Annotated in this window: 17 protein-coding genes and 2 tRNA genes; 18 read left to right on the top strand and 1 reads right to left on the bottom strand. The window is 60.2% G+C overall.

Translation table 11 applies throughout. The annotated features are described in order from the left end of the window. Positions 1-14: 14 nt before the first annotated feature. The 7 genes from dnaK to AD664_RS07455 all read left to right on the top strand — a co-directional run bounded on the left by dnaK (position 15) and on the right by AD664_RS07455 (position 9,907). On the top strand, positions 15-1,967 hold the full coding sequence (gene dnaK, locus AD664_RS07485; RefSeq protein ID WP_256207084.1) for a molecular chaperone DnaK: 1,953 nt from the start codon (positions 15-17) through the stop codon (positions 1,965-1,967). A gap of 368 nt (positions 1,968-2,335) precedes the next feature. Continuing rightward, positions 2,336-3,460 (top strand): molecular chaperone DnaJ, encoded by a 1,125-nt coding sequence (gene dnaJ / locus AD664_RS07480; protein WP_053145629.1) that lies wholly within the window; start codon positions 2,336-2,338, stop codon positions 3,458-3,460. A gap of 9 nt (positions 3,461-3,469) precedes the next feature. After that, on the top strand, positions 3,470-4,276 hold the full coding sequence (gene dapB / locus AD664_RS07475; protein ID WP_042728696.1) for a 4-hydroxy-tetrahydrodipicolinate reductase: 807 nt from the start codon (positions 3,470-3,472) through the stop codon (positions 4,274-4,276). A gap of 255 nt (positions 4,277-4,531) precedes the next feature. Beyond that, positions 4,532-5,668, top strand: coding sequence for a glutamine-hydrolyzing carbamoyl-phosphate synthase small subunit (gene carA / locus AD664_RS07470; protein ID WP_053145627.1), 1,137 nt, complete (start codon positions 4,532-4,534; stop codon positions 5,666-5,668). 105 nt (positions 5,669-5,773) lie between these two features. After that, the gene (carB, locus tag AD664_RS07465; protein WP_042728698.1) at positions 5,774-8,995 is read left to right on the top strand and encodes a carbamoyl-phosphate synthase large subunit; all 3,222 of its coding nucleotides are present in this window, start codon (positions 5,774-5,776) and stop codon (positions 8,993-8,995) included. A gap of 2 nt (positions 8,996-8,997) precedes the next feature. Then, positions 8,998-9,474, top strand: a complete 477-nt coding sequence (gene greA / locus AD664_RS07460; RefSeq protein ID WP_042728715.1) for a transcription elongation factor GreA — start codon at positions 8,998-9,000, stop codon at positions 9,472-9,474. Between the two features lie 28 nt (positions 9,475-9,502). Next, the gene (locus AD664_RS07455; RefSeq protein WP_042728699.1) at positions 9,503-9,907 is read left to right on the top strand and encodes a hypothetical protein; all 405 of its coding nucleotides are present in this window, start codon (positions 9,503-9,505) and stop codon (positions 9,905-9,907) included. Between the two features lie 9 nt (positions 9,908-9,916). Here AD664_RS07455 and AD664_RS07450 read toward each other — a convergent pair whose 3' ends face one another. Further along, positions 9,917-10,225 carry a YhbY family RNA-binding protein gene (locus AD664_RS07450; RefSeq protein ID WP_003177852.1) on the bottom strand — a complete coding sequence of 103 codons (309 nt, stop codon included), beginning with the start codon at positions 10,223-10,225 and terminating at the stop codon, positions 9,917-9,919. 107 nt (positions 10,226-10,332) lie between these two features. On the opposite strand from AD664_RS07450, the gene rlmE reads away from it, so the two are divergent. From rlmE to infB, 11 genes are all read left to right on the top strand, one after another. Then, positions 10,333-10,983 carry a 23S rRNA (uridine(2552)-2'-O)-methyltransferase RlmE gene (rlmE, locus tag AD664_RS07445; RefSeq protein WP_039592319.1) on the top strand — a complete coding sequence of 217 codons (651 nt, stop codon included), beginning with the start codon at positions 10,333-10,335 and terminating at the stop codon, positions 10,981-10,983. Positions 10,984-11,174: 191 nt separating this feature from the next. Then, positions 11,175-13,085, top strand: coding sequence for an ATP-dependent zinc metalloprotease FtsH (gene ftsH / locus AD664_RS07440; RefSeq protein ID WP_047738366.1), 1,911 nt, complete (start codon positions 11,175-11,177; stop codon positions 13,083-13,085). Positions 13,086-13,093: 8 nt separating this feature from the next. After that, a complete protein-coding gene (gene folP / locus AD664_RS07435) occupies positions 13,094-13,945 on the top strand; it encodes a dihydropteroate synthase (RefSeq protein WP_053145625.1) in 852 nt (283 codons plus the stop codon). 16 nt (positions 13,946-13,961) lie between these two features. Then, on the top strand, positions 13,962-15,299 hold the full coding sequence (gene glmM / locus AD664_RS07430; RefSeq protein WP_053145623.1) for a phosphoglucosamine mutase: 1,338 nt from the start codon (positions 13,962-13,964) through the stop codon (positions 15,297-15,299). Between the two features lie 66 nt (positions 15,300-15,365). After that, positions 15,366-16,121, top strand: coding sequence for a triose-phosphate isomerase (tpiA, locus tag AD664_RS07425; RefSeq protein ID WP_053145621.1), 756 nt, complete (start codon positions 15,366-15,368; stop codon positions 16,119-16,121). A 4-nt stretch (positions 16,122-16,125) separates the two neighbouring features. Further along, positions 16,126-16,509 carry a preprotein translocase subunit SecG gene (gene secG / locus AD664_RS26910; protein WP_080964337.1) on the top strand — a complete coding sequence of 128 codons (384 nt, stop codon included), beginning with the start codon at positions 16,126-16,128 and terminating at the stop codon, positions 16,507-16,509. Positions 16,510-16,530: 21 nt separating this feature from the next. Beyond that, positions 16,531-16,616: transfer RNA gene (locus AD664_RS07415), tRNA-Leu, on the top strand. A 97-nt stretch (positions 16,617-16,713) separates the two neighbouring features. After that, positions 16,714-16,790 (top strand) — tRNA-Met (locus tag AD664_RS07410). Positions 16,791-16,930: 140 nt separating this feature from the next. Continuing rightward, positions 16,931-17,389, top strand: a complete 459-nt coding sequence (gene rimP / locus AD664_RS07405) for a ribosome maturation factor RimP (RefSeq protein WP_042728716.1) — start codon at positions 16,931-16,933, stop codon at positions 17,387-17,389. Positions 17,390-17,448: 59 nt separating this feature from the next. Next, positions 17,449-18,930, top strand: coding sequence for a transcription termination factor NusA (nusA, locus tag AD664_RS07400; protein WP_042728705.1), 1,482 nt, complete (start codon positions 17,449-17,451; stop codon positions 18,928-18,930). A 26-nt stretch (positions 18,931-18,956) separates the two neighbouring features. Continuing rightward, entirely contained in the window at positions 18,957-21,485 is a 2,529-nt protein-coding gene (infB, locus tag AD664_RS07395; protein WP_053145619.1) for a translation initiation factor IF-2, read from the top strand. Positions 21,486-21,548 lie beyond the last annotated feature (63 nt).

Genomic DNA, 21,548 nt, shown 5'->3' with positions numbered 1-21,548 from the left:
GTTAGCCACCACTGCTGCGGCAACCAAATCCAAGTTCCGGGAGAGTTAACATGGGCAAGATTATCGGTATCGACCTGGGGACCACCAACTCGTGCGTCTCCGTGCTGGAAAACGGCAAGGCCAAGGTGATTGAGAACGCCGAAGGCGCGCGTACCACGCCGTCGATCATCGCGTACGCCAACGATGGCGAAATTCTGGTTGGCCAGTCGGCCAAGCGTCAGGCCGTGACCAATCCGCATAACACCCTGTACGCGGTGAAGCGTCTGATCGGTCGCAAGTTCGACGAAGAAGTTGTTCAGAAAGACATCAAGATGGTGCCTTACAAAATCGCCAAGGCTGACAATGGCGACGCCTGGGTCGAAGTGAACGGCCAGAAAATGGCACCGCCACAGATTTCGGCTGAAATCCTGAAGAAGATGAAGAAAACCGCCGAAGACTACCTCGGCGAAGCGGTGACCGAAGCCGTTATTACCGTGCCTGCCTACTTCAACGACAGCCAGCGTCAGGCCACCAAGGACGCCGGCCGCATCGCGGGCCTGGATGTAAAACGTATCATCAACGAACCGACCGCTGCGGCGCTGGCCTACGGCATGGACAAGGCCAAGGGCGACCACACCGTGATCGTCTATGACCTGGGTGGTGGTACTTTCGACGTTTCCGTGATCGAAATCGCCGAAGTCGATGGCGAGCACCAGTTCGAAGTACTGGCAACCAACGGTGACACGTTCCTGGGTGGTGAAGACTTCGACATCCGCCTGATCGACTACCTCGTCGACGAGTTCAAGAAAGAAAGCGGCATGAACCTCAAGGGTGACCCGCTGGCGATGCAGCGTCTGAAAGAAGCCGCTGAAAAAGCCAAGATCGAACTGTCCTCGAGCCAGTCGACCGACGTGAACCTGCCGTACATCACCGCAGATGCCACCGGTCCTAAGCACTTGAACGTGAAGATCTCCCGCGCCAAGCTCGAAGCGCTGGTGGAAGACCTGGTTCAACGCACCATCGAACCTTGCCGCATCGCCATGAAAGATGCCGGTATCGACGTCGGCTCGATCAACGACGTGATCCTGGTGGGCGGTCAGACCCGTATGCCACTGGTCCAGAAGCTGGTGACCGATTTCTTCGGCAAGGAAGCACGTAAAGACGTGAACCCGGACGAAGCCGTTGCCATGGGTGCTGCGATCCAGGGCGCCGTTCTGGCCGGTGACGTGAAGGACGTCCTGCTGCTCGACGTCAGCCCGCTGACCCTGGGTATCGAAACCATGGGTGGCGTGATGACTGCGCTGATCGAGAAGAACACCACGATTCCTACCAAGAAATCCCAGGTGTTCTCGACGGCCGACGACAACCAGAGCGCCGTGACCATTCACGTGCTGCAAGGTGAGCGCAAGCAAGCCGCCCAGAACAAGTCCCTGGGCAAGTTCGACCTGGCCGAGATTCCACCAGCACCACGTGGCGTGCCACAAATCGAAGTGACCTTCGACATCGACGCCAACGGCATCCTGCACGTCGGCGCGAAAGACAAGGCCACCGGCAAGACCCAGTCCATCGTGATCAAGGCCAACTCCGGCCTGTCCGAGGAAGAAATTCAGCAGATGGTTCGCGATGCTGAAGTCAACGCCGAGGAAGACCGCAAGTTCGAAGAGCTGGCCAGCGCCCGTAACCAGGGTGATGCCCTGGTGCACTCGACTCGCAAGATGATCGCTGACGCCGGTGACAAAGTGACCGCGGAAGAGAAGACTGCGATCGAAGCTGCCGTGGTTGCCCTGGAAGCCGCTGTGAAAGGCGACGACAAGGCGGCCATCGAAGCGAAGATCGAAGAGCTGTCCAAGGTCTCCGCGCCAGTGGCCCAGAAGATGTACGCCGAGCAGGCTCAACCTGCCGAAGGCGCGGCGGCACAGGGCGAATCGGCCGAAAAAGCCGACGACGTCGTGGACGCCGAGTTCGAAGAAGTGAAAGACCACAAGTAATCGCTTGTTGGTCGGCCGGTTGACTGCATTTGTGCGGTGGCTGGTAGGATGTCGCCGCGCGGGGGCTTGCTCCCGCGTTGGCGTGTCTGGAGCCAATGAATTTTTACAGCGTGCGACAGTGCTCGGACGCTGGCGGTGTGAACGGGAATGCTCCTGCTTTCCGGGCAAGTGACACCGCGTTTTGGCCGGTTCCCTGGCTGAAAGATGTGGGTTTGCATGAAGGGTTGCGCAGGCGCTTTTCATGCAGAGCCTGAGACCAGGATCGTTGAATTGACGTGGTTGGGCCTGGGCCTTTGCGGGGAGGGCTCAACGAGTTTGGCAAGGTTCAGGAGAGGTTTGCCGAACGTCCTATAAGAGTGCAAAGACTAATGGCAAAGCGTGACTATTACGAAATATTGGGTGTTGAGCGGGGGGCCAGCGAGGCAGAGCTGAAAAAGGCCTATCGTCGTCTGGCGATGAAGCACCACCCGGATCGTAATCCCGATGACAAGGCGTCCGAGGAACTGTTCAAGGAAGCCAACGAGGCTTACGAAGTCCTGTCCGATTCCAGCAAGCGCGCGGCCTACGACCAGTACGGTCATGCCGGTGTCGACCCGAGCATGGGTGGCGGCGGTGCCGGGTTTGGCGGCCAGAACTTCTCCGACATTTTCGGCGACGTGTTCAGTGACTTCTTTGGTGGCGGTCGCGGCGGTGCCCGTGGCGGCGCCCAGCGTGGCAGCGATCTGCGCTACACCCTGGAGCTGAACCTGGAAGAAGCGGTGCGCGGTACCACCGTCAATATCCGCGTGCCGACGCTGGTCAATTGCAAGCCGTGCGACGGCTCGGGTGCCAAGAAAGGTTCCTCGCCCGTCACGTGCCCGACCTGCGGCGGCATTGGCCAGGTTCGCATGCAACAGGGCTTCTTCTCGGTGCAGCAGACCTGCCCGCGCTGCCATGGCCAGGGCAAGATCATTTCCGATCCGTGCGACTCCTGCCACGGCGAAGGGCGTGTCGAAGAGTACAAGACGCTGTCGGTCAAGGTGCCGGCCGGTGTCGATACCGGTGACCGCATTCGTCTGTCCGGCGAAGGCGAGGCGGGTGCCCAGGGCGGCCCGACCGGCGACCTGTACGTGGTGATCAATGTGCGCGAGCACGCGATCTTCCAGCGCGACGGCAAGCATCTGTTCTGCGAAGTGCCTATCAGCTTCGTCGATGCAGCCTTGGGTGGCGAGCTCGAGATCCCGACCCTCGACGGTCGCGTCAAGTTGAAGATTCCCGAGGGTACGCAAACCGGCAAGCAATTCCGGATCCGCGGCAAAGGTGTTGCGCCCGTGCGCGGCGGTGGCGCTGGCGACCTGATGTGCCGCGTCGTGGTGGAGACGCCGGTCAACCTGAGTCGGCGCCAGCGTGAGTTGCTGGAAGAGTTCCGCAGTTCGCTGGAGGGTGACAACAGCCACTCCCCGAAAACCACCGGTTGGTTCGAAGGCGTGAAGCGCTTCTTCGGCGATCTGTAAGGAGGTCGCATGCGACGTATAGCTGTGATGGGCGCTGCGGGGCGCATGGGCAAGGCGTTGGTCGAAGCGGTGCAGCAGCGCTCGCCGCTCTCCGGCCTGACGGCGGCCATCGTGCGGCCCGACAGCACGCTGGTGGGCGCGGACGCGGGTGAGCTGGCTTCGCTTGGGCGCATTGGCGTGCCGATGTCGGGCGGCCTGGAAAAGGTGCTCGACGAGTTCGATGTGCTGATCGACTTCACGCTGCCAGATGTGATGCTGAAGAACCTGGCCATCTGCCGTAAGCACGGCAAGGCCATGGTGATCGGCACCACCGGGCTGGACGCTGCGCAAAAGCAGTTGCTGGCCGAGGCGGGCAAGGATATTGCGATCGTGTTCGCGGCGAACTTCAGCGTGGGCGTGAACCTGTCGCTCAAGCTGCTGGACATGGCGGCTCGGGTCCTGGGTGACGATGCGGATATCGAAATCATCGAGGCGCATCACCGGCACAAGATCGACGCGCCTTCGGGAACGGCCTTGCGCATGGGTGAAGTGATCGCCGATGCGTTGGGTCGCGATCTGCAGCAGGTGGCCGTGTACGGACGCGAAGGGCATACCGGTGCTCGTCAGCGCGACACCATTGGTTTTGCCACGGTGCGTGGTGGTGATGTGGTGGGTGATCACACCGTGCTGTTCGCCACCGAGGGCGAGCGCCTGGAAATCACCCACAAGGCTTCGAGCCGGATGACCTTTGCCAAGGGTGCCGTACGTGCCGCGCTGTGGCTGGATGGTCGCGAGCCTGGTTTGTACGATATGCAGGACGTTCTCGACCTGCGTTGATGCCAAAGGAAGCGGGGTTCACGTTATACTGAGCCCCGTTTTGCACCGCTTCGCGACGACCTGTCGCATTCCCCTGCCTTTAAGGCTCATTAGCGGTGGACCAAAAAAGCCTTTTTCTGTAAGCTACAGCTTTAGTGTGTCCACTAAAAGCGCGCAGAATAATTCAGTGAAGAAGCGGGGTGACGTGTCCATACGTCACTCCGCTTTTTTACAACCTGCGATCGCCCTTTCAGGCTTTATTTACGGGAGGTCTTCTTGACTAAGCCAGCCATACTCGCCCTTGCTGATGGCAGCATTTTTCGCGGCGAAGCCATTGGAGCCGACGGTCAGACCGTTGGTGAGGTGGTGTTTAACACCGCAATGACCGGCTATCAGGAAATTCTTACCGATCCTTCCTACGCCCAGCAAATCGTTACCCTGACTTACCCGCACATCGGCAACACCGGTACCACGCCGGAAGATGCCGAGTCCGATCGTGTCTGGTCCGCCGGCCTGGTCATCCGTGACCTGCCGCTGGTAGCGAGCAACTGGCGTAACACGATGTCCCTGTCCGATTACCTGAAAGCCAACAACGTCGTGGCGATCGCCGGTATCGACACTCGCCGTCTGACCCGCATCCTGCGGGAGAAGGGCGCACAGAACGGCTGCATCATGGCCGGCGACAACATCTCCGAAGAAGCCGCCATCGCTGCCGCCCAAGGGTTCCCGGGCCTCAAGGGCATGGACCTGGCGAAAGTCGTCAGCACCAAGACGCAGTACGAGTGGCGTTCCTCGGTCTGGAGCCTGAAGACCGACAGCCACCCAACGATCGAAGCGTCCGAGCTGCCATATCACGTGGTGGCCTACGACTACGGCGTCAAGGTGAACATCCTGCGCATGCTGGTCGAGCGCGGTTGCCGCGTGACCGTGGTGCCGGCACAAACCCCGGCCGCCGACGTCCTGGCCCTCAAGCCCGACGGCGTGTTCCTGTCCAACGGCCCGGGCGACCCCGAGCCTTGCGACTACGCGATCCAGGCGATCCGGCAGGTGCTGGAAACCGAGATCCCGGTATTCGGCATCTGCCTGGGCCATCAACTGCTGGCCCTCGCCTCGGGCGCCAAGACCGTGAAGATGGGTCATGGTCACCACGGTGCCAACCACCCGGTGCAGGACCTGGATACCGGTGTCGTTATGATCACCAGCCAGAACCACGGTTTCGCCGTGGACGAAGCGACCCTGCCGGCCAACGTGCGGGCGATTCACAAGTCGCTGTTCGACGGCACGCTGCAAGGCATCGAGCGTACCGACAAGAGCGCGTTCAGCTTCCAGGGCCACCCTGAAGCGAGCCCGGGCCCGAACGACGTGGCTCCGCTGTTCGATCGCTTCATCAACGAGATGGCCAAGCGACGCTGACCGCGCGAAGCCTGAGGGCGGCCCCGAGCGCGGCGGCCCCCTCGGGCGCTTCAAAGATTGTTCGACGGCCTAGCCGACTGACCTGCGGATTTGAGTGACAAACCCATGCCAAAACGTACAGACATAAAAAGCATCCTGATTCTCGGCGCTGGCCCGATCGTGATCGGCCAGGCCTGCGAGTTCGACTACTCCGGCGCCCAGGCCTGCAAGGCCCTGCGCGAAGAGGGCTACCGCGTCATCCTGGTGAACTCCAACCCGGCCACCATCATGACCGACCCGGCCATGGCCGACGCCACCTACATCGAGCCGATCAAATGGCAGACCGTCGCCAAGATCATCGAGAAAGAGCGTCCTGACGCCCTGTTGCCGACCATGGGTGGCCAGACCGCACTGAACTGCGCCCTGGACCTGGAGCGCGAAGGCGTCCTGGAAAAATTCGGTGTGGAAATGATCGGTGCCAACGCCGACACCATCGACAAGGCCGAGGACCGTTCGCGCTTCGACAAGGCAATGAAGGCCATCGGCCTGGAATGCCCGCGTTCGGGCATCGCCCACAGCATGGAAGAGGCCAACGCGGTCCTCGAGAAGCTCGGCTTCCCCTGCATCATCCGTCCGTCCTTCACCATGGGCGGCACCGGTGGCGGTATCGCCTACAACCGTGAAGAGTTCGAAGAAATCTGCGCCCGTGGCCTGGACTTGTCGCCGACCAAGGAACTGCTGATCGACGAATCGCTGATCGGCTGGAAAGAGTACGAGATGGAAGTGGTCCGCGACAAAAAGGACAACTGCATCATCGTCTGCTCCATCGAGAACTTCGATCCGATGGGCGTGCACACCGGTGACTCGATCACCGTCGCGCCGGCCCAGACCCTGACGGACAAGGAATACCAGATCCTGCGTAACGCCTCCCTGGCGGTGCTGCGTGAGATCGGCGTGGAAACCGGCGGCTCCAACGTCCAGTTCGGCATCTGCCCGGACACCGGCCGCATGGTGGTCATCGAAATGAACCCGCGGGTATCCCGCTCGTCGGCCCTGGCCTCGAAAGCCACGGGTTTCCCGATCGCCAAGGTCGCGGCCAAGCTGGCCGTGGGCTACACCCTCGACGAACTGTCGAACGACATCACTGGTGGCAAGACCCCGGCGTCCTTCGAGCCGTCCATCGACTACGTCGTCACCAAGCTGCCGCGCTTTGCCTTCGAGAAGTTCGCCAAGGCCGATGCCCGCCTGACCACCCAGATGAAGTCGGTCGGTGAAGTCATGGCGATTGGCCGGACCTTCCAGGAATCCCTGCAGAAAGCCCTTCGCGGCCTGGAAGTCGGTGTCTGCGGCCTCGATCCGAAGCTGGACCTGAGCCATCCGGACAGCATGAGCGAGCTCAAGCGCGAGCTGACCGTGCCAGGCGCCGAGCGCATCTGGTACGTGGCCGATGCCTTCCGTGCCGGCATGACCGTCGAGCAGATCTTCGGCATGAACATGATCGACCCTTGGTTCCTGGTGCAGATCGAAGACCTGATCAAGGACGAAGAAAAGGTCAAGACCCTGGGCATGTCCAGCATCGACCGCGACATGATGTTCCGCCTCAAGCGCAAGGGCTTCTCGGACCAGCGCCTGGCCAAGCTGCTCGGCGTGACCGAGAAGAGCCTGCGCGCCCATCGCCACAAGCTGGAAGTGTTCCCGGTCTACAAGCGCGTCGACACCTGCGCGGCCGAGTTCGCCACCGATACCGCGTACCTGTACTCCACGTACGAAGAAGAGTGCGAAGCCGCGCCTTCGACCCGCGACAAGATCATGATCCTGGGCGGTGGCCCTAACCGGATCGGCCAGGGCATCGAGTTCGACTATTGCTGCGTGCACGCTGCACTGGCCCTGCGCGATGACGGGTACGAGACCATCATGGTCAACTGCAACCCGGAAACCGTCTCCACCGACTACGATACCTCCGACCGCCTGTACTTCGAGCCAGTGACCCTGGAAGACGTGCTGGAAATCGTCCGCGTCGAGAAGCCCAAGGGCGTCATCGTCCAGTACGGCGGCCAGACCCCGCTGAAACTGGCGCGTGCCCTGGAAGCCGCCGGCGTACCGATCATCGGCACCAGCCCGGATGCCATCGACCGCGCCGAAGACCGCGAGCGCTTCCAGCAAATGGTCGAGCGCCTGAACCTGCGCCAGCCGCCAAACGCCACCGTGCGCAGCGAAGACGAAGCGATTCGTGCCGCCGCCAAGATCGGCTACCCGCTGGTGGTGCGTCCGTCCTACGTATTGGGCGGCCGTGCGATGGAAATCGTCTACCAGGAAGAAGAACTCAAGCGCTACCTGCGCGAAGCGGTCCAGGTGTCCAACGACAGCCCGGTGCTGCTGGACCACTTCCTCAACTGCGCCATCGAAATGGACGTGGATGCGGTCTGCGACGGCAAGGACGTGGTGATTGGCGCGATCATGCAGCACATCGAGCAGGCCGGTGTTCACTCCGGTGACTCCGCGTGCTCGCTGCCGCCTTACTCGCTGCCGGCCCACATCCAGGACGAGATGCGCGAGCAGGTCAAGAAAATGGCCCTGGAACTGGGTGTTGTTGGCCTGATGAACGTGCAGTTGGCGCTTCAGGGCGAAGACATCTACGTCATCGAGGTCAACCCGCGCGCTTCGCGTACCGTGCCGTTCGTCTCCAAGTGCATCGGCGTTTCCCTGGCCATGATCGCCGCGCGCGTCATGGCCGGCAAAACCCTGAAGGAACTGGGCTTCACCAAGGAAATCATCCCGAATTTCTACAGCGTGAAAGAGGCGGTGTTCCCGTTCGCCAAGTTCCCAGGCGTCGACCCGATCCTCGGCCCGGAAATGAAATCCACCGGTGAAGTGATGGGCGTCGGTGACACCTTCGGCGAAGCCTTCGCCAAGGCCCAGATGGGCGCCAGCGAAGTGCTGCCAACCGGTGGTACGGCGTTCATCAGCGTGCGTGATGACGACAAGCCACTGGTTGCAGGCGTGGCCCGTGATCTGATCAACTTGGGCTTCGAAGTGGTCGCCACTGCCGGTACTGCCAAGCTGATCGAGGCGGCAGGCCTGAAAGTGCGCCGCGTGAACAAGGTGACCGAGGGCCGTCCGCACGTGGTCGACATGATCAAGAATGACGAAGTCACGCTGATCATCAACACCACCGAGGGTCGCCAGTCGATCGCCGATTCCTACTCCATTCGTCGCAACGCCCTGCAGCACAAGATCTACTGCACCACGACCATTGCTGCGGGCGAAGCGATCTGCGAAGCGCTCAAGTTCGGTCCCGAGAAGACCGTGCGCCGCTTGCAGGATCTACATGCAGGATTGAAGGCATGAGCATAACCAAGTACCCGATGACCGTTCAGGGCGCCAAGGCCCTGGAAGAAGAACACGCTCACCTGACCAAGGTCGAGCGCCCGCGCTTGAGCCAGGCCATTGGTGAAGCGCGTGAGCTGGGGGATCTGAAGGAAAACGCCGAGTACCATGCCGCCCGTGAAGAGCAGGGCATGGTCGAGGCGCGGGTTCGCGATATCGAGGGTCGCCTGCAAAACGCGGTGATCATCGACGTCACGACCATTCCCCACACCGGCAAGGTGATCTTCGGCACCACCGTGGAAATCGCCAACGTCGAGACGGATGAAAGCGTCACCTACCAGATCGTGGGTGAGGATGAGGCTGACATCAAACTCGGCAAGATCTCTGTCGGTTCGCCTATTGCCCGCGCCTTGATTGCCAAGGAAGAGGGCGATGTGGTGGCGGTGAAGACACCTGGCGGTGTCATCGAGTATGAGATTGTCGAAGTCCGTCACGTCTGAGCGAAGGCGCCCGCTACGTGCCGGCGCCATGATCTGGCAGCTTGCCCAGATGTTGTGGGTGGGCGGCGTGTGGTTGTTGCACATCGGTTTGCTGCCGGTGCTGGGCCGAATCGGCCTGGCACCGCTGCTCATCGATGAAATCGCGAGTATGCTGACGGCACTGCTGGTGGGTTTTTGTGCAGTGTGCGTGACGGTTCAGGCTTTGGTGCTGGTTCAGGCCGAGGGCCTTGCCAGTCTATGGCGCGACATTCGTGGGCAATTGCTGCTCATGGCCTTGTACGCGTGCGGGATGTTCTTTGCCGTGCGGCTTGGCTGGCCGGATGCAAGCCAGTGGCAGGTCTTCAGTTACCTGGTGCTGGGGTTTTCCGGTTTGGTGCTGGTGCTGCAACCGGTTCCCGGGTGGAGCGGCAGGGTGCGCGAAGCACACCCTTGAGCCTTGGCATCACTTGAAGCGGTGAACGTTCGACAGTTGCTTGTTGACGCTGAAGTTCTTGCGATAAATCAGTGCCATCTTGCCGATGACCTGCACCAGGTCGGCCTTGCCGGTCTTGCACAGTTCAGCAACGGCAGCCAGGCGGGCTTCGCGGTCGAGGATATTGAGCTTGATCTTGATCAGCTCATGATCACCCAGTGCACGTTCCAGTTCGGCGAGTACACCTTCAGTCAAACCGTTGTCAGCCACAGTCAAAACCGGTTTCAGATGGTGGCCAATGGATTTGTATTGTTTCTTCTGCTCTTGAGTGAGCGGCATAATCTGACCCCTGCGTCTGATCTTGTAAAAAAGCGGCGGCCAGTTTACCCGAGCGAGTCCGGGACCGCCCACTTAATCACGACCCGTTTTATTTTTAGAGGTGGCCCGTGGCCCGTTCCAAGACTAGCCAGAACTGGCTCAAAGAGCATTTCAACGATCCGTACGTCAAAATGGCGCAAAAGGACGGCTATCGCTCTCGTGCCAGCTATAAATTGCTGGAGATCCAGGAAAAGGATCGCCTGATCCGTCCCGGCATGACCGTGATCGACCTCGGCGCGGCGCCGGGCGGCTGGTCCCAGGTGACCAGTCGTCTGATTGGTGGCCAGGGACGGTTGATCGCCTCCGACATCCTGGAAATGGACGGCATCCCTGACGTGACCTTCATTCAGGGCGATTTTACCGAAGACGCCGTATTGGCAAAAATCCTGGAGGCCGTCGGAAATACCGAAGTTGACCTTGTGATTTCCGATATGGCCCCCAATATGAGTGGATTGGCGGCTGTCGACATGCCTCGTGCAATGTTCCTCAGCGAGCTGGCCCTGGATCTTGCCGGGCGGGTTCTGCGTCCGGGTGGTGATTTTTTGATCAAGGTCTTCCAGGGTGAAGGCTTCGACGAATACCACAAGGGCATACGCAAGTTGTTCGACAAGGTGCAAATGCGCAAACCATTGTCGTCCCGTGACCGTTCTCGCGAGCAGTACCTGCTGGCGCGGGGGTTTCGTGGTATCGAAGGCGCTGCCAGTGATGAGCGTCTCTGACTGGGGCGATAGATTTTTTTGTCTCGCGTTGAAAACGCCGCGTAACGAAAATGATGCGGTCAAAGTTTCACAAAGGGTTACAGACGGCGCCTGCCAGAGTCGTAGGTAATGTAGTAAGTTAGGCCGGTGAATATCATGCGAAGCGCGCGCCAGTAGCGGAGCTTGCTTCAGAGGGTAGTTAATTGAACGATATGGCAAAGAATCTGATCCTGTGGTTGATCATCGCCGCTGTCCTTGTGACCGTGATGAACAACTTCTCCAGCCCTAACGAGCCGCAGACCCTCAACTATTCCGACTTCATCCAGCAGGTCAAGGATGGCAAGGTCGAGCGCGTAGCCGTTGATGGCTATGTGATTACCGGCAAGCGCACCGACGGCGACAGCTTCAAGACCATTCGTCCGGCGATCCAGGACAATGGCCTGATTGGCGACCTGGTGGACAACCATGTCGTGGTCGAAGGCAAACAGCCTGAACAGCAAAGCATCTGGACCCAGCTGCTGGTGGCCAGCTTCCCGATCCTGGTCATCATCGCTGTGTTCATGTTCTTCATGCGCCAGATGCAGGGCGGTGGCGGTGGCAAGGGCGGGCCGATGAGCTTCGGCAAGAGCAAGGCCCGGCTGCTGTCCGAAGACCAGGTGAAAACCACCCTGGCCGACGTCGCCGGTTGCGACGAAGCCAAGGAAGAGGTTGGCGAGCTGGTTGAATTCCTGCGCGACCCGGGCAAGTTCCAGCGCCTGGGCGGCCGTATCCCACGTGGCGTGCTGATGGTAGGCCCGCCAGGTACCGGTAAAACCCTGCTCGCCAAAGCGATTGCCGGCGAAGCCAAGGTGCCATTCTTCACGATTTCCGGTTCCGACTTCGTGGAAATGTTCGTGGGTGTCGGTGCAAGCCGTGTCCGTGACATGTTCGAGCAGGCCAAGAAGCATGCGCCGTGCATCATCTTCATCGACGAAATCGACGCGGTCGGTCGCCATCGTGGCGCCGGCATGGGCGGCGGTCACGACGAGCGCGAACAGACCCTCAACCAGTTGCTGGTGGAGATGGACGGTTTCGAAATGAACGATGGCATCATCGTGATTGCCGCCACCAACCGTCCCGACGTGCTGGATCCTGCGCTGTTGCGTCCAGGTCGCTTCGACCGTCAGGTCGTGGTGGGGCTGCCGGACATTCGTGGTCGTGAGCAGATCCTCAAGGTCCATATGCGCAAGGTGCCGATGGGTGACGACGTCGCTCCGGCCGTCATCGCCCGTGGTACGCCTGGCTTCTCCGGTGCCGACCTGGCCAACCTGGTCAACGAGGCGTCACTGTTTGCCGCTCGTTCCGGCAAGCGCCTGGTGGAAATGAAGGAATTCGAACTGGCCAAGGACAAGATCATGATGGGCGCAGAGCGCAAATCCATGGTCATGTCCGAGAAGGAAAAGCAGAACACGGCCTACCACGAGGCGGGTCACGCCATCGTCGGTCGTGTGGTGCCCGAGCATGACCCGGTCTACAAGGTCTCGATCATTCCCCGTGGTCGTGCCTTGGGCGTGACCATGTTCCTGCCGGAAGAAGATCGTTACAGCCTGTCCAAGCGGGCGCTGATCAGCCAGATCTGTTCGCTGTACGGCGGTCGTATCGCCGAAGAGATGACATTGGGCTTTGACGGTGTGACCACTGGCGCCTCCAACGACATCATGCGTGCCAGCCAGATTGCCCGGAACATGGTGACCAAGTGGGGGCTTTCCGAGAAGCTGGGGCCGCTGATGTACGCTGAAGAAGAGGGCGAAGTGTTCCTCGGCCGTGGTGGCAGTGGCCAGCATGCAAGCTTTTCCGGCGAGACAGCCAAGCTGATCGACTCCGAAGTGCGCAGCATCATCGATCAGTGCTACGGCACCGCCAAGCAGATTCTCACGGACAACCGTGACAAGCTCGACGCCATGGCCGATGCACTGATGAAGTACGAAACCATCGATGCCGAGCAGATCGATGACATCATGGCGGGGCGCGTGCCTCGTGAGCCACGAGACTGGTCGGGAGGCACCGGTACTTCCGGTACGCCGCCGGCGGTCCAGGGCGAGCGTCCGGAAACACCGATTGGCGGTCCGGCTGCTGATGTATAAGGCGTGAAATGACTTCTGTTCAGTCCTCGACCCGGTTGCCTTGCGGCAACCGGGTTCTTGATTTGGCCCAGGCGCATGTCATGGGCATCCTCAATGTCACCCCTGATTCCTTTTCCGATGGTGGGCGATTCAGCCAGCTCGATGCTGCGTTGCGCCATGCCGAGGCCATGGTGCTTGCGGGCGCCACGCTGATCGATGTGGGCGGCGAATCGACCCGGCCGGGTGCGCGGGCTGTCTCGCCTACCGAGGAGCTGGAGCGAGTGGCGCCGATTGTCGAGCGCATCCACCGTGAGCTCGATGTCATTATCTCGGTCGATACGTCCACGCCGGCGGTCATGCGTGAGACGGCGCGGTTGGGCGCTGGCCTGATCAACGATGTGCGGTCGCTGCAGCGCGATGGCGCCCTGGATGCGGCGGCGGCCACTGGCCTGCCGGTTTGCCTGATGCATATGCTCGGCGAGCCCGGCACCATGCAGAACGACCCGCATTATGATGATGTGACCCGCGAGGTGAGTGAGTTCCTGGCCCAGCGCATGAGTCAATGCGCCGCCGTGGGCATCCCTGCCGAGAAAATCATCCTTGATCCCGGGTTTGGCTTTGCCAAGACACTGGATCACAATCTGAGCTTGTTCAAGCATATGCAGGCATTGCACGCGCTCGGGCGGCCCCTGTTGGTTGGGGTTTCGCGAAAGAGCATGATAGGCAATGCATTGGGGCGTCCGGTGGGAGAGCGCCTGTATGGCGGTCTTGCACTGGCTGCCTTGGCCCTGACCAAGGGCGCGCGCATATTGCGCGTCCATGACGTGGCCGAAACGATGGATGTTGTACGCATGATCGCAGCTGTGGATTCAGCCGAATAAGAATGACGGAGCACTTATGAGCAAAAAATATTTTGGCACCGACGGTATTCGTGGTCGGGTCGGCGAATATCCGATTACCCCGGATTTCATGCTCAAGCTCGGCTGGGCTGCCGGCATGGCGTTCCGCAAGATGGGCGCCTGCAAGGTGTTGGTTGGCAAGGACACGCGTATTTCCGGCTACATGTTCGAATCGGCGCTCGAAGCTGGCCTGACTTCGGCGGGTGCCGATGTGATGCTGCTGGGGCCGATGCCGACGCCAGCCATCGCCTACCTGACGCGTACGTTCCAGGCGCAGGCCGGGATCGTGATCAGTGCTTCGCACAACCCTCATGACGATAACGGCATCAAGTTCTTCTCCGGCCAGGGCACCAAGTTGCCGGATGACATCGAGCTGATGATCGAAGAGCTGCTGGACACACCGATGACGGTGGTTGAGTCGAGCAAGATCGGCAAGGTGTCGCGAATCAACGACGCGTCGGGTCGCTACATCGAGTTCTGTAAAGGCAGCGTGCCGACCGGCACCAGTTTCGCCGGCCTGAAAATCGTCGTCGACTGTGCCCACGGGGCCACCTATAAAGTCGCGCCGAGCGTATTCCGCGAATTGGGTGCTGAAGTGGTGGTGTTGTCCGCCCAGCCCAATGGTCTGAACATCAACCACAACTGTGGCTCCACCCATACCGAGGCGTTGCAGGCTGCGGTGTTGGCCGAGCAGGCCGATCTCGGCATTGCCTTCGATGGCGATGGTGATCGGGTGCTGATGGTCGACCACACCGGAACGGTGGTCGATGGTGACGAGTTGTTGTTCATCATCGCCCGCGACCTGCACGGGCGCGGCAAGCTGCAAGGCGGCGTCGTCGGTACATTGATGAGCAATCTCGGCCTCGAACTGGCGCTGGCGGACCTGGATATCCCGTTCGTGCGGGCCAACGTGGGCGATCGCTATGTGATCTCGGAGCTGCTGGAACGCAACTGGGTGATCGGTGGCGAGAATTCCGGGCACATCGTGTGCTTCGACCACACCACCACCGGTGATGCGATCATCGCGGCCTTGCAGGTGCTGATGGCACTCAAGGCGCGGGATGAAGGGCTCGCACAGTCGCGCCAGGCGTTGCGCAAGTGTCCGCAGGTGCTGATCAACGTGCGTTTCGGTGGCGGTGTCAATCCGATCGAGCACGCGACGGTCAAGCAGGCCAGCGAGCGCGTGACACAGGCGATGGCGGGGCGTGGGCGGGTGTTGCTGCGCAAGTCCGGTACAGAGCCTTTGGTGCGTGTCATGGTCGAGGGCGAGGACGAAGCACAGGTTCGAGGCTACGCCGAAGAGCTGGCAAAACTGGTTACTGAAGTTTCTGCCTGAATTCGGCTTGCCAGCCATGAATCGGTTGGGTAACATCTGCGCCCACTTTGACCGACGAGGTACAGCATGCGTCGCCCTATGGTAGCTGGTAACTGGAAGATGCACGGTACCCGCGCCAGCGTCGCTGAGCTGATCAATGGCCTTCGTCATCTGGCCTTGCCAAGCGGTGTTGACGTCGCGGTATTCCCGCCTTGCTTGTATATCAATCAAGTGATTGATGGCTTGAAAGGCAAGTCGATTTCGATCGGCGCGCAGAACTCTGCGGTGGAATCCATGCAAGGGGCGTTGACCGGTGAGGTTGCGCCGAGTCAGCTGGTGGATGCAGGTTGTACCCTGGTTCTGGTCGGACACTCCGAGCGTCGCCTGATCATGGGCGAGCAGGACAAGACCCTGATTCGCAAGTTTGCAGCGGCCCAGGCGTGTGGTCTGACTCCGGTGTTGTGTGTAGGGGAAACCCTCGAGCAGCGTGAAGCCGGCAAGACCCTTGAAGTTGTCGGGCGTCAGCTGGGCAGTATCATCGAAGACCTGGGTGTCGGCGCTTTTGCAAAGGCAGTCATCGCTTACGAGCCAGTCTGGGCCATTGGCACCGGGCTGACGGCTTCGCCGCAACAGGCACAGGATGTGCACGCAGCCATCCGCGCGCAGTTGGCGGCAGAGAATTCTGAAGTGGCGCGAGGTGCGCGACTTCTATACGGCGGCAGCGTGAAGGCGGCCAATGCGGTCGAACTGTTCGGCATGCCGGATATCGATGGGGGGCTCATTGGTGGAGCGTCCCTGAATGCAGATGAGTTCGGTGCGATCTGTCGCGCCGCGGGAAACTGAAAAAATGCTGGAAACAGTCGTAGTCGTTTTTCATCTGCTGGGTGCACTGGGTGTAGTAGCCCTCGTATTGCTGCAGCAGGGTAAAGGTGCGGATGCTGGCGCGTCTTTCGGTGCAGGTGCTTCAAATACTGTGTTCGGAAGCCAAGGTTCCTCTACCTTTCTTAGTAAGTTTACTGCTATACTTGCCGCCGGTTTCTTCATGACCAGCTTGGGGTTAGGTTACTTTGCTAAAGAGAAAGCTCACGAGCTGACTCAAGTAGGTTTGCCAAACCCAGCGGTACTGGAGACACCTAAGCAACAACCGGCTTCTGATGATGTCCCGGTGCTTCAAGAGCAAAAGTCGGCCAATCCGGCGACTGACGTGCCTCCAGCTCAAGAGCAGAAGTAAGAAGGTTTCAAACGCTGTATTGCCGAGGTGGTGGAATTGGTAGACACGCAACCTTGAGGTGGTTGTGCCCATAGGGTGTAGGGGTTCGAGTCCCCTTCTCGGTACCAATTATCAGGAGAGCCCGCAATTGCGGGCTTTCTTGTAGGTGGAAGGGTTACATTGACCCTGTAATGGATCGGTCGTATACTTCCGCCCCAGCTTTGTCGCGGGATGGAGCAGTCTGGTAGCTCGTCGGGCTCATAACCCGAAGGTCGTCGGTTCAAATCCGGCTCCCGCAACCAGTTTCAGAGGCCCCTTCCAAGGGGCTTTTTGTTAGCTGGACACTTTATAGCGCCGTTGCTTGACGGCGTTTCAGGGATGGGCGATTCGCCCATTTTTTTTTATTTGCACAGCATGCACAAACATGCACGAGGGGGTTCAGGTGTCGAGCAAGCTAGAACAGTTGCAGGCCTTGTTGGCCCCGGTGGTCGTGGCCCTTGGCTATGAATGCTGGGGTATTGAGTTTTCGGCTCAAGGTCGCCACTCACTGTTGCGCGTTTATATCGATAAGGAAGGCGGCGTGTTGGTGGACGATTGCGCCATCGTCAGCCGTCAGATCAGCGGTGTACTGGATGTTGAAGATCCAATCGCCTCCGAATATACCCTTGAAGTTTCCTCGCCTGGCATGGAACGCCCGCTGTTCACCCTTGAACAGTTTGCTTCGTTTGCCGGTGAACAAGTGAAGATCAGGCTGCGTTCGCCTTTCGAAGGTCGACGCAACTTCCAAGGCCTTCTGCGCGGTATAGAAGAACAGGATGTCGTGGTGCAGGTAGATGACCATGAGTTCCTGTTGCCGATCGATATGATCGACAAGGCCAACATTATTCCCAGTTTTGACTGATACGTGCCAGATACTGCGGATCCCGCGGATCCAATGGCTTGCGAAAGGCGAGGCGTACGATGAGCAAAGAAGTACTGCTGGTTGTTGAGTCGGTATCCAATGAAAAGGGCGTACCGGCTAACGTGATTTTTGAAGCGCTGGAGCTGGCCCTGGCCACTGCTACCAAGAAGCGGTTTGAAGACGAAGTTGATTTGCGTGTGGAGATCAATCGCCACACGGGTGCCTACGAGACATTCCGTCGCTGGACGGTCGTCGAGGAAGCTGACCTGGACGATCCGGCTATCGAAACCTGGCCGAGCAAGGTTGCGCAAACGCATCCGGGCGCCAAGGTCGGTGATGTCGTCGAAGAGAAGATCGAGTCCATCGAGTTCGGCCGCATTGCTGCACAGACCGCCAAGCAGGTCATCGTGCAGAAAGTTCGCGAGGCCGAGCGTGCACAAGTGGTCGACGCCTACCGCGAGCGCCTCGGGGAAATCATCTCCGGCACCGTGAAAAAAGTTACCCGCGACAACGTGATCGTCGACCTGGGCAACAACGCCGAAGCGTTGCTGGCCCGTGAAGACATCATTTCCCGCGAGACTTTCCGTGTCGGCGTGCGCCTGCGTGCGCTGCTCAAGGAAATCCGCACCGAGAACCGCGGCCCGCAGTTGATCCTGTCGCGTACAGCGCCGGAAATGCTGATCGAGTTGTTCCGCATCGAAGTGCCGGAAATTGCCGAAGGCCTGATCGAAGTCATGGCTGCCTCCCGTGATCCGGGTTCGCGTGCCAAGATCGCGGTCCGCTCCAAGGACAAGCGCATCGACCCGCAAGGCGCCTGTATCGGCATGCGCGGTTCGCGTGTCCAGGCCGTATCCGGCGAGTTGGGCGGCGAGCGTGTGGACATCGTCCTGTGGGACGACAACCCGGCTCAGTTCGTGATCAATGCCATGTCGCCTGCTGAAGTGGCGGCAATTATCGTCGACGAAGATGCCCATGCCATGGACATCGCCGTTGGCGCAGACAACCTGGCTCAGGCCATTGGTCGCGGCGGTCAGAACGTGCGTCTGGCGAGCCAGTTGACTGGCTGGACCCTGAACGTGATGACCGAATCGGACATCCAGGCTAAGCAGCAAGCTGAAACCGGCGACATCCTGCGCAACTTCATCGAAGAGCTTGAAGTCGATGAAGAGCTGGCACAGGTGCTGGTGGATGAAGGCTTTACCAGCCTGGAAGAGATTGCCTACGTACCGGTGGAGGAGATGCTCAACATCGACGGCTTTGACGAGGAAATCGTCAACGAGCTTCGCGCTCGGGCCAAGGATCGCTTGTTGACCAAAGCCATCGCTACTGAGGAAAAGCTGGCAGACGCCCATCCGGCCGAAGACCTGCTCTCGCTTGAGGGCATGGACAAGGATTTGGCGATGGAACTGGCGGTGCGCGGCGTAATTACCCGCGAAGACCTGGCCGAGCAGTCTATTGACGACCTGCTCGACATCGACGGCATTGACGATGATCGTGCCGGCAAGTTGATCATGGCCGCCCGAGCCCACTGGTTCGAGTAATAGGCGCGGCCTGAGGAGAGAAGTGCATGACGCAAGTCACGGTGAAACAACTGGCCGATGAGGTCAAAACACCGGTAGAGCGCCTGTTGCAGCAGATGCGTGAGGCAGGTCTGCCGCACACCGCCGCCGAGGAACATGTGACCGACAGTGAGAAGCAATCCCTGCTGACTCACTTGAAGAGCAGTCACAAGGCTAAAGTGGAAGAACCACGCAAGATCACTCTGCAGCGTAAGACCACCAGCACCCTGCGTGTTGCCGGTAGCAAAAGCATCAGTGTCGAAGTACGCAAGAAGAAAGTCTTCGTACAGCGTAGCCCGGAAGAAATCGAAGCCGAGCGCAAGCGCGAGCTTGAAGAACGTCGCGCAGTAGAAAATGCTGCCCGCCAGAAGGCTGAAGAAGAAGCCAAGCGTCGCGCCGAAGAAGAAGCGCGTCGCCAGCCTGCTGCTGCGCAACCCGAGCCGGTCGAAGCTGTTGCGGCACCTGCCCCGGCGGCCGAGCCTGTGCGTGAAAGCGCGCCGGTCGTTGCGCCTGCTCCAGCACCTGCGGCCGATACCCGCAAGCGCGACGAGCAGCGTCGTCCCGACAAACCACGTGCCGACGACAACCGTCGTGGCGGTGGCGGTGGTGATGGCGAGCGCAAGAACGCGCCTCACCGTGCCTCGGTCAAGGAAAAGGCGCCGGCACCTCGTGTTGCGCCACGTACCACCGACGAAGAAAGCGATGGCTTCCGTCGCGGCGGTCGCGGCAAGGCCAAGCTGAAGAAACGCAACGCCCACGGTTTCCAGAGCCCAACCGGCCCTGTCGTGCGTGAAGTGAAGATCGGCGAGACCATCACCGTGGGCGACCTGGCCCAGCAGATGTCGGTCAAGGCTGCTGAAATCATCAAGTTCATGTTCAAGCTGGGTACCCCGGCCACCATCAACCAGGTACTGGACCAGGAAACTGCCCAACTGGTTGCCGAAGAACTGGGCCACAAAGTGACCCTGGTCAGCGACACCGCCCTGGAAGATTCCCTGGCCGAGTCCCTGAAGTTCGAAGGTGAAGCGGTTCCACGCGCGCCGGTCGTGACCGTCATGGGTCACGTTGACCACGGTAAGACCTCGCTGCTCGACTACATCCGTCGTGCCAAGGTAGCTGCGGGCGAAGCCGGCGGCATCACCCAGCACATCGGTGCATACCACGTTGAAACCGAACGCGGCATGGTCACCTTCCTCGACACCCCGGGTCACGCCGCGTTTACCGCAATGCGTGCTCGTGGTGCCAAGGCGACCGACATCGTGATCCTGGTGGTCGCGGCGGACGACGGCGTGATGCCGCAAACCATCGAAGCCGTTCAGCATGCCCAGGCTGCTGGCGTACCACTGGTGGTTGCGGTGAACAAGATCGACAAGCCGGGTGCTGACCTGGATCGCATCCGCAGCGAATTGTCGGCTCACGGCGTGACCTCCGAAGACTGGGGCGGCGACACCCCGTTCGTACCGGTTTCGGCGAAGATGGGTACCGGCGTCGACGAATTGCTCGAAGCGGTATTGCTGCAGGCCGAAGTGCTCGAACTGACCGCCACTCCGTCGGCCCCTGGCCGTGGTGTGGTGGTTGAATCGCGCCTGGACAAGGGCCGCGGCCCGGTGGCGACGGTCCTGGTTCAGGACGGTACGCTGCGTCAGGGCGACATGGTGCTGGTCGGCTCGAACTATGGCCGCGTGCGCGCCATGCTCGACGAGAACGGCAAGCCCATCAAGGAAGCCGGTCCGGCTATCCCGGTCGAGATCCTCGGCCTGGACGGCACCCCGGACGCTGGCGACGAGATGAGCGTTGTGGCTGACGAGAAGAAAGCCCGTGAAGTCGCGCTGTTCCGTCAAGGCAAGTTCCGCGAAGTCAAACTGGCTCGCGCACATGCCGGCAAGCTGGAAAACATCTTCGAGAACATGGGCCAGGAAGAGAAGAAGACGCTCAACATCGTCCTCAAATCCGACGTCCGTGGTTCCCTGGAAGCCTTGCAAGGCGCTCTCAACGGCCTGGGCAACGACGAAGTGCAAGTGCGCGTGGTCGGCGGCGGTGTCGGTGGTATCACCGAGTCCGATGCCAACCTGGCCCTGGCTTCCAACGCGGTACTGTTCGGCTTCAACGTGCGTGCCGATGCCGGCGCGCGCAAGATCGTCGAGCAGGAAGGTCTGGATATGCGTTACTACAACGTGATCTACGACATCATCGAAGACGTCAAGAAAGCCCTGACCGGTATGCTGGGCAGCGACGTGCGGGAGAACATCCTGGGCGTGGCCGAAGTTCGCGATGTGTTCCGTTCGCCGAAGTTTGGTGCCATCGCCGGTTGCATGGTGATCGAGGGTGTCGTTCACCGTAACCGTCCGATCCGTGTACTGCGTGAAGACATCGTGATCTTCGAAGGCGAGCTGGAATCGCTGCGTCGCTTCAAGGATGACGCTTCCGAAGTCCGTGCCGGCATGGAATGCGGTATTGGCGTCAAGAGCTACAACGACGTCAAGGTCGGCGACAAGATCGAAGTCTTCGAGAAGGTCCAGGTTGCTCGCAGCCTCTGACTCGCGTACTTCAAGAGCCGCAACGGGCAGCCGCATGAACATGCGCTGCCGCGCTGGCGGACT

The sequence above is a fragment of the Pseudomonas sp. P97.38 genome, assembly GCF_001269745.1.
In the GTDB taxonomy this organism is placed as follows: Bacteria; Pseudomonadota; Gammaproteobacteria; order Pseudomonadales; family Pseudomonadaceae; genus Aquipseudomonas; species Aquipseudomonas chlororaphis_E.
This window is presented reverse-complemented; position numbering and strand designations above follow the sequence as displayed.

Bases quoted from the DNA above. Each gene is read 5' to 3' on its own strand.
- dnaJ (WP_053145629.1), top strand. From the start codon at position 2,336: ATGGCAAAGCGTGACTATTACGAAATATTGGGTGTTGAGCGGGGGGCC.
- dapB (WP_042728696.1), top strand. From the start codon at position 3,470: ATGCGACGTATAGCTGTGATGGGCGCTGCGGGGCGCATGGGCAAGGCG.
- carB (WP_042728698.1), top strand. From the start codon at position 5,774: ATGCCAAAACGTACAGACATAAAAAGCATCCTGATTCTCGGCGCTGGC.
- AD664_RS07455 (WP_042728699.1), top strand. From the start codon at position 9,503: ATGATCTGGCAGCTTGCCCAGATGTTGTGGGTGGGCGGCGTGTGGTTG.
- AD664_RS07450 (WP_003177852.1), bottom strand. From the start codon at position 10,225: ATGCCGCTCACTCAAGAGCAGAAGAAACAATACAAATCCATTGGCCAC.
- ftsH (WP_047738366.1), top strand. From the start codon at position 11,175: ATGGCAAAGAATCTGATCCTGTGGTTGATCATCGCCGCTGTCCTTGTG.
- folP (WP_053145625.1), top strand. From the start codon at position 13,094: ATGACTTCTGTTCAGTCCTCGACCCGGTTGCCTTGCGGCAACCGGGTT.
- glmM (WP_053145623.1), top strand. From the start codon at position 13,962: ATGAGCAAAAAATATTTTGGCACCGACGGTATTCGTGGTCGGGTCGGC.
- tpiA (WP_053145621.1), top strand. From the start codon at position 15,366: ATGCGTCGCCCTATGGTAGCTGGTAACTGGAAGATGCACGGTACCCGC.
- secG (WP_080964337.1), top strand. From the start codon at position 16,126: ATGCTGGAAACAGTCGTAGTCGTTTTTCATCTGCTGGGTGCACTGGGT.
- nusA (WP_042728705.1), top strand. From the start codon at position 17,449: ATGAGCAAAGAAGTACTGCTGGTTGTTGAGTCGGTATCCAATGAAAAG.
- infB (WP_053145619.1), top strand. From the start codon at position 18,957: ATGACGCAAGTCACGGTGAAACAACTGGCCGATGAGGTCAAAACACCG.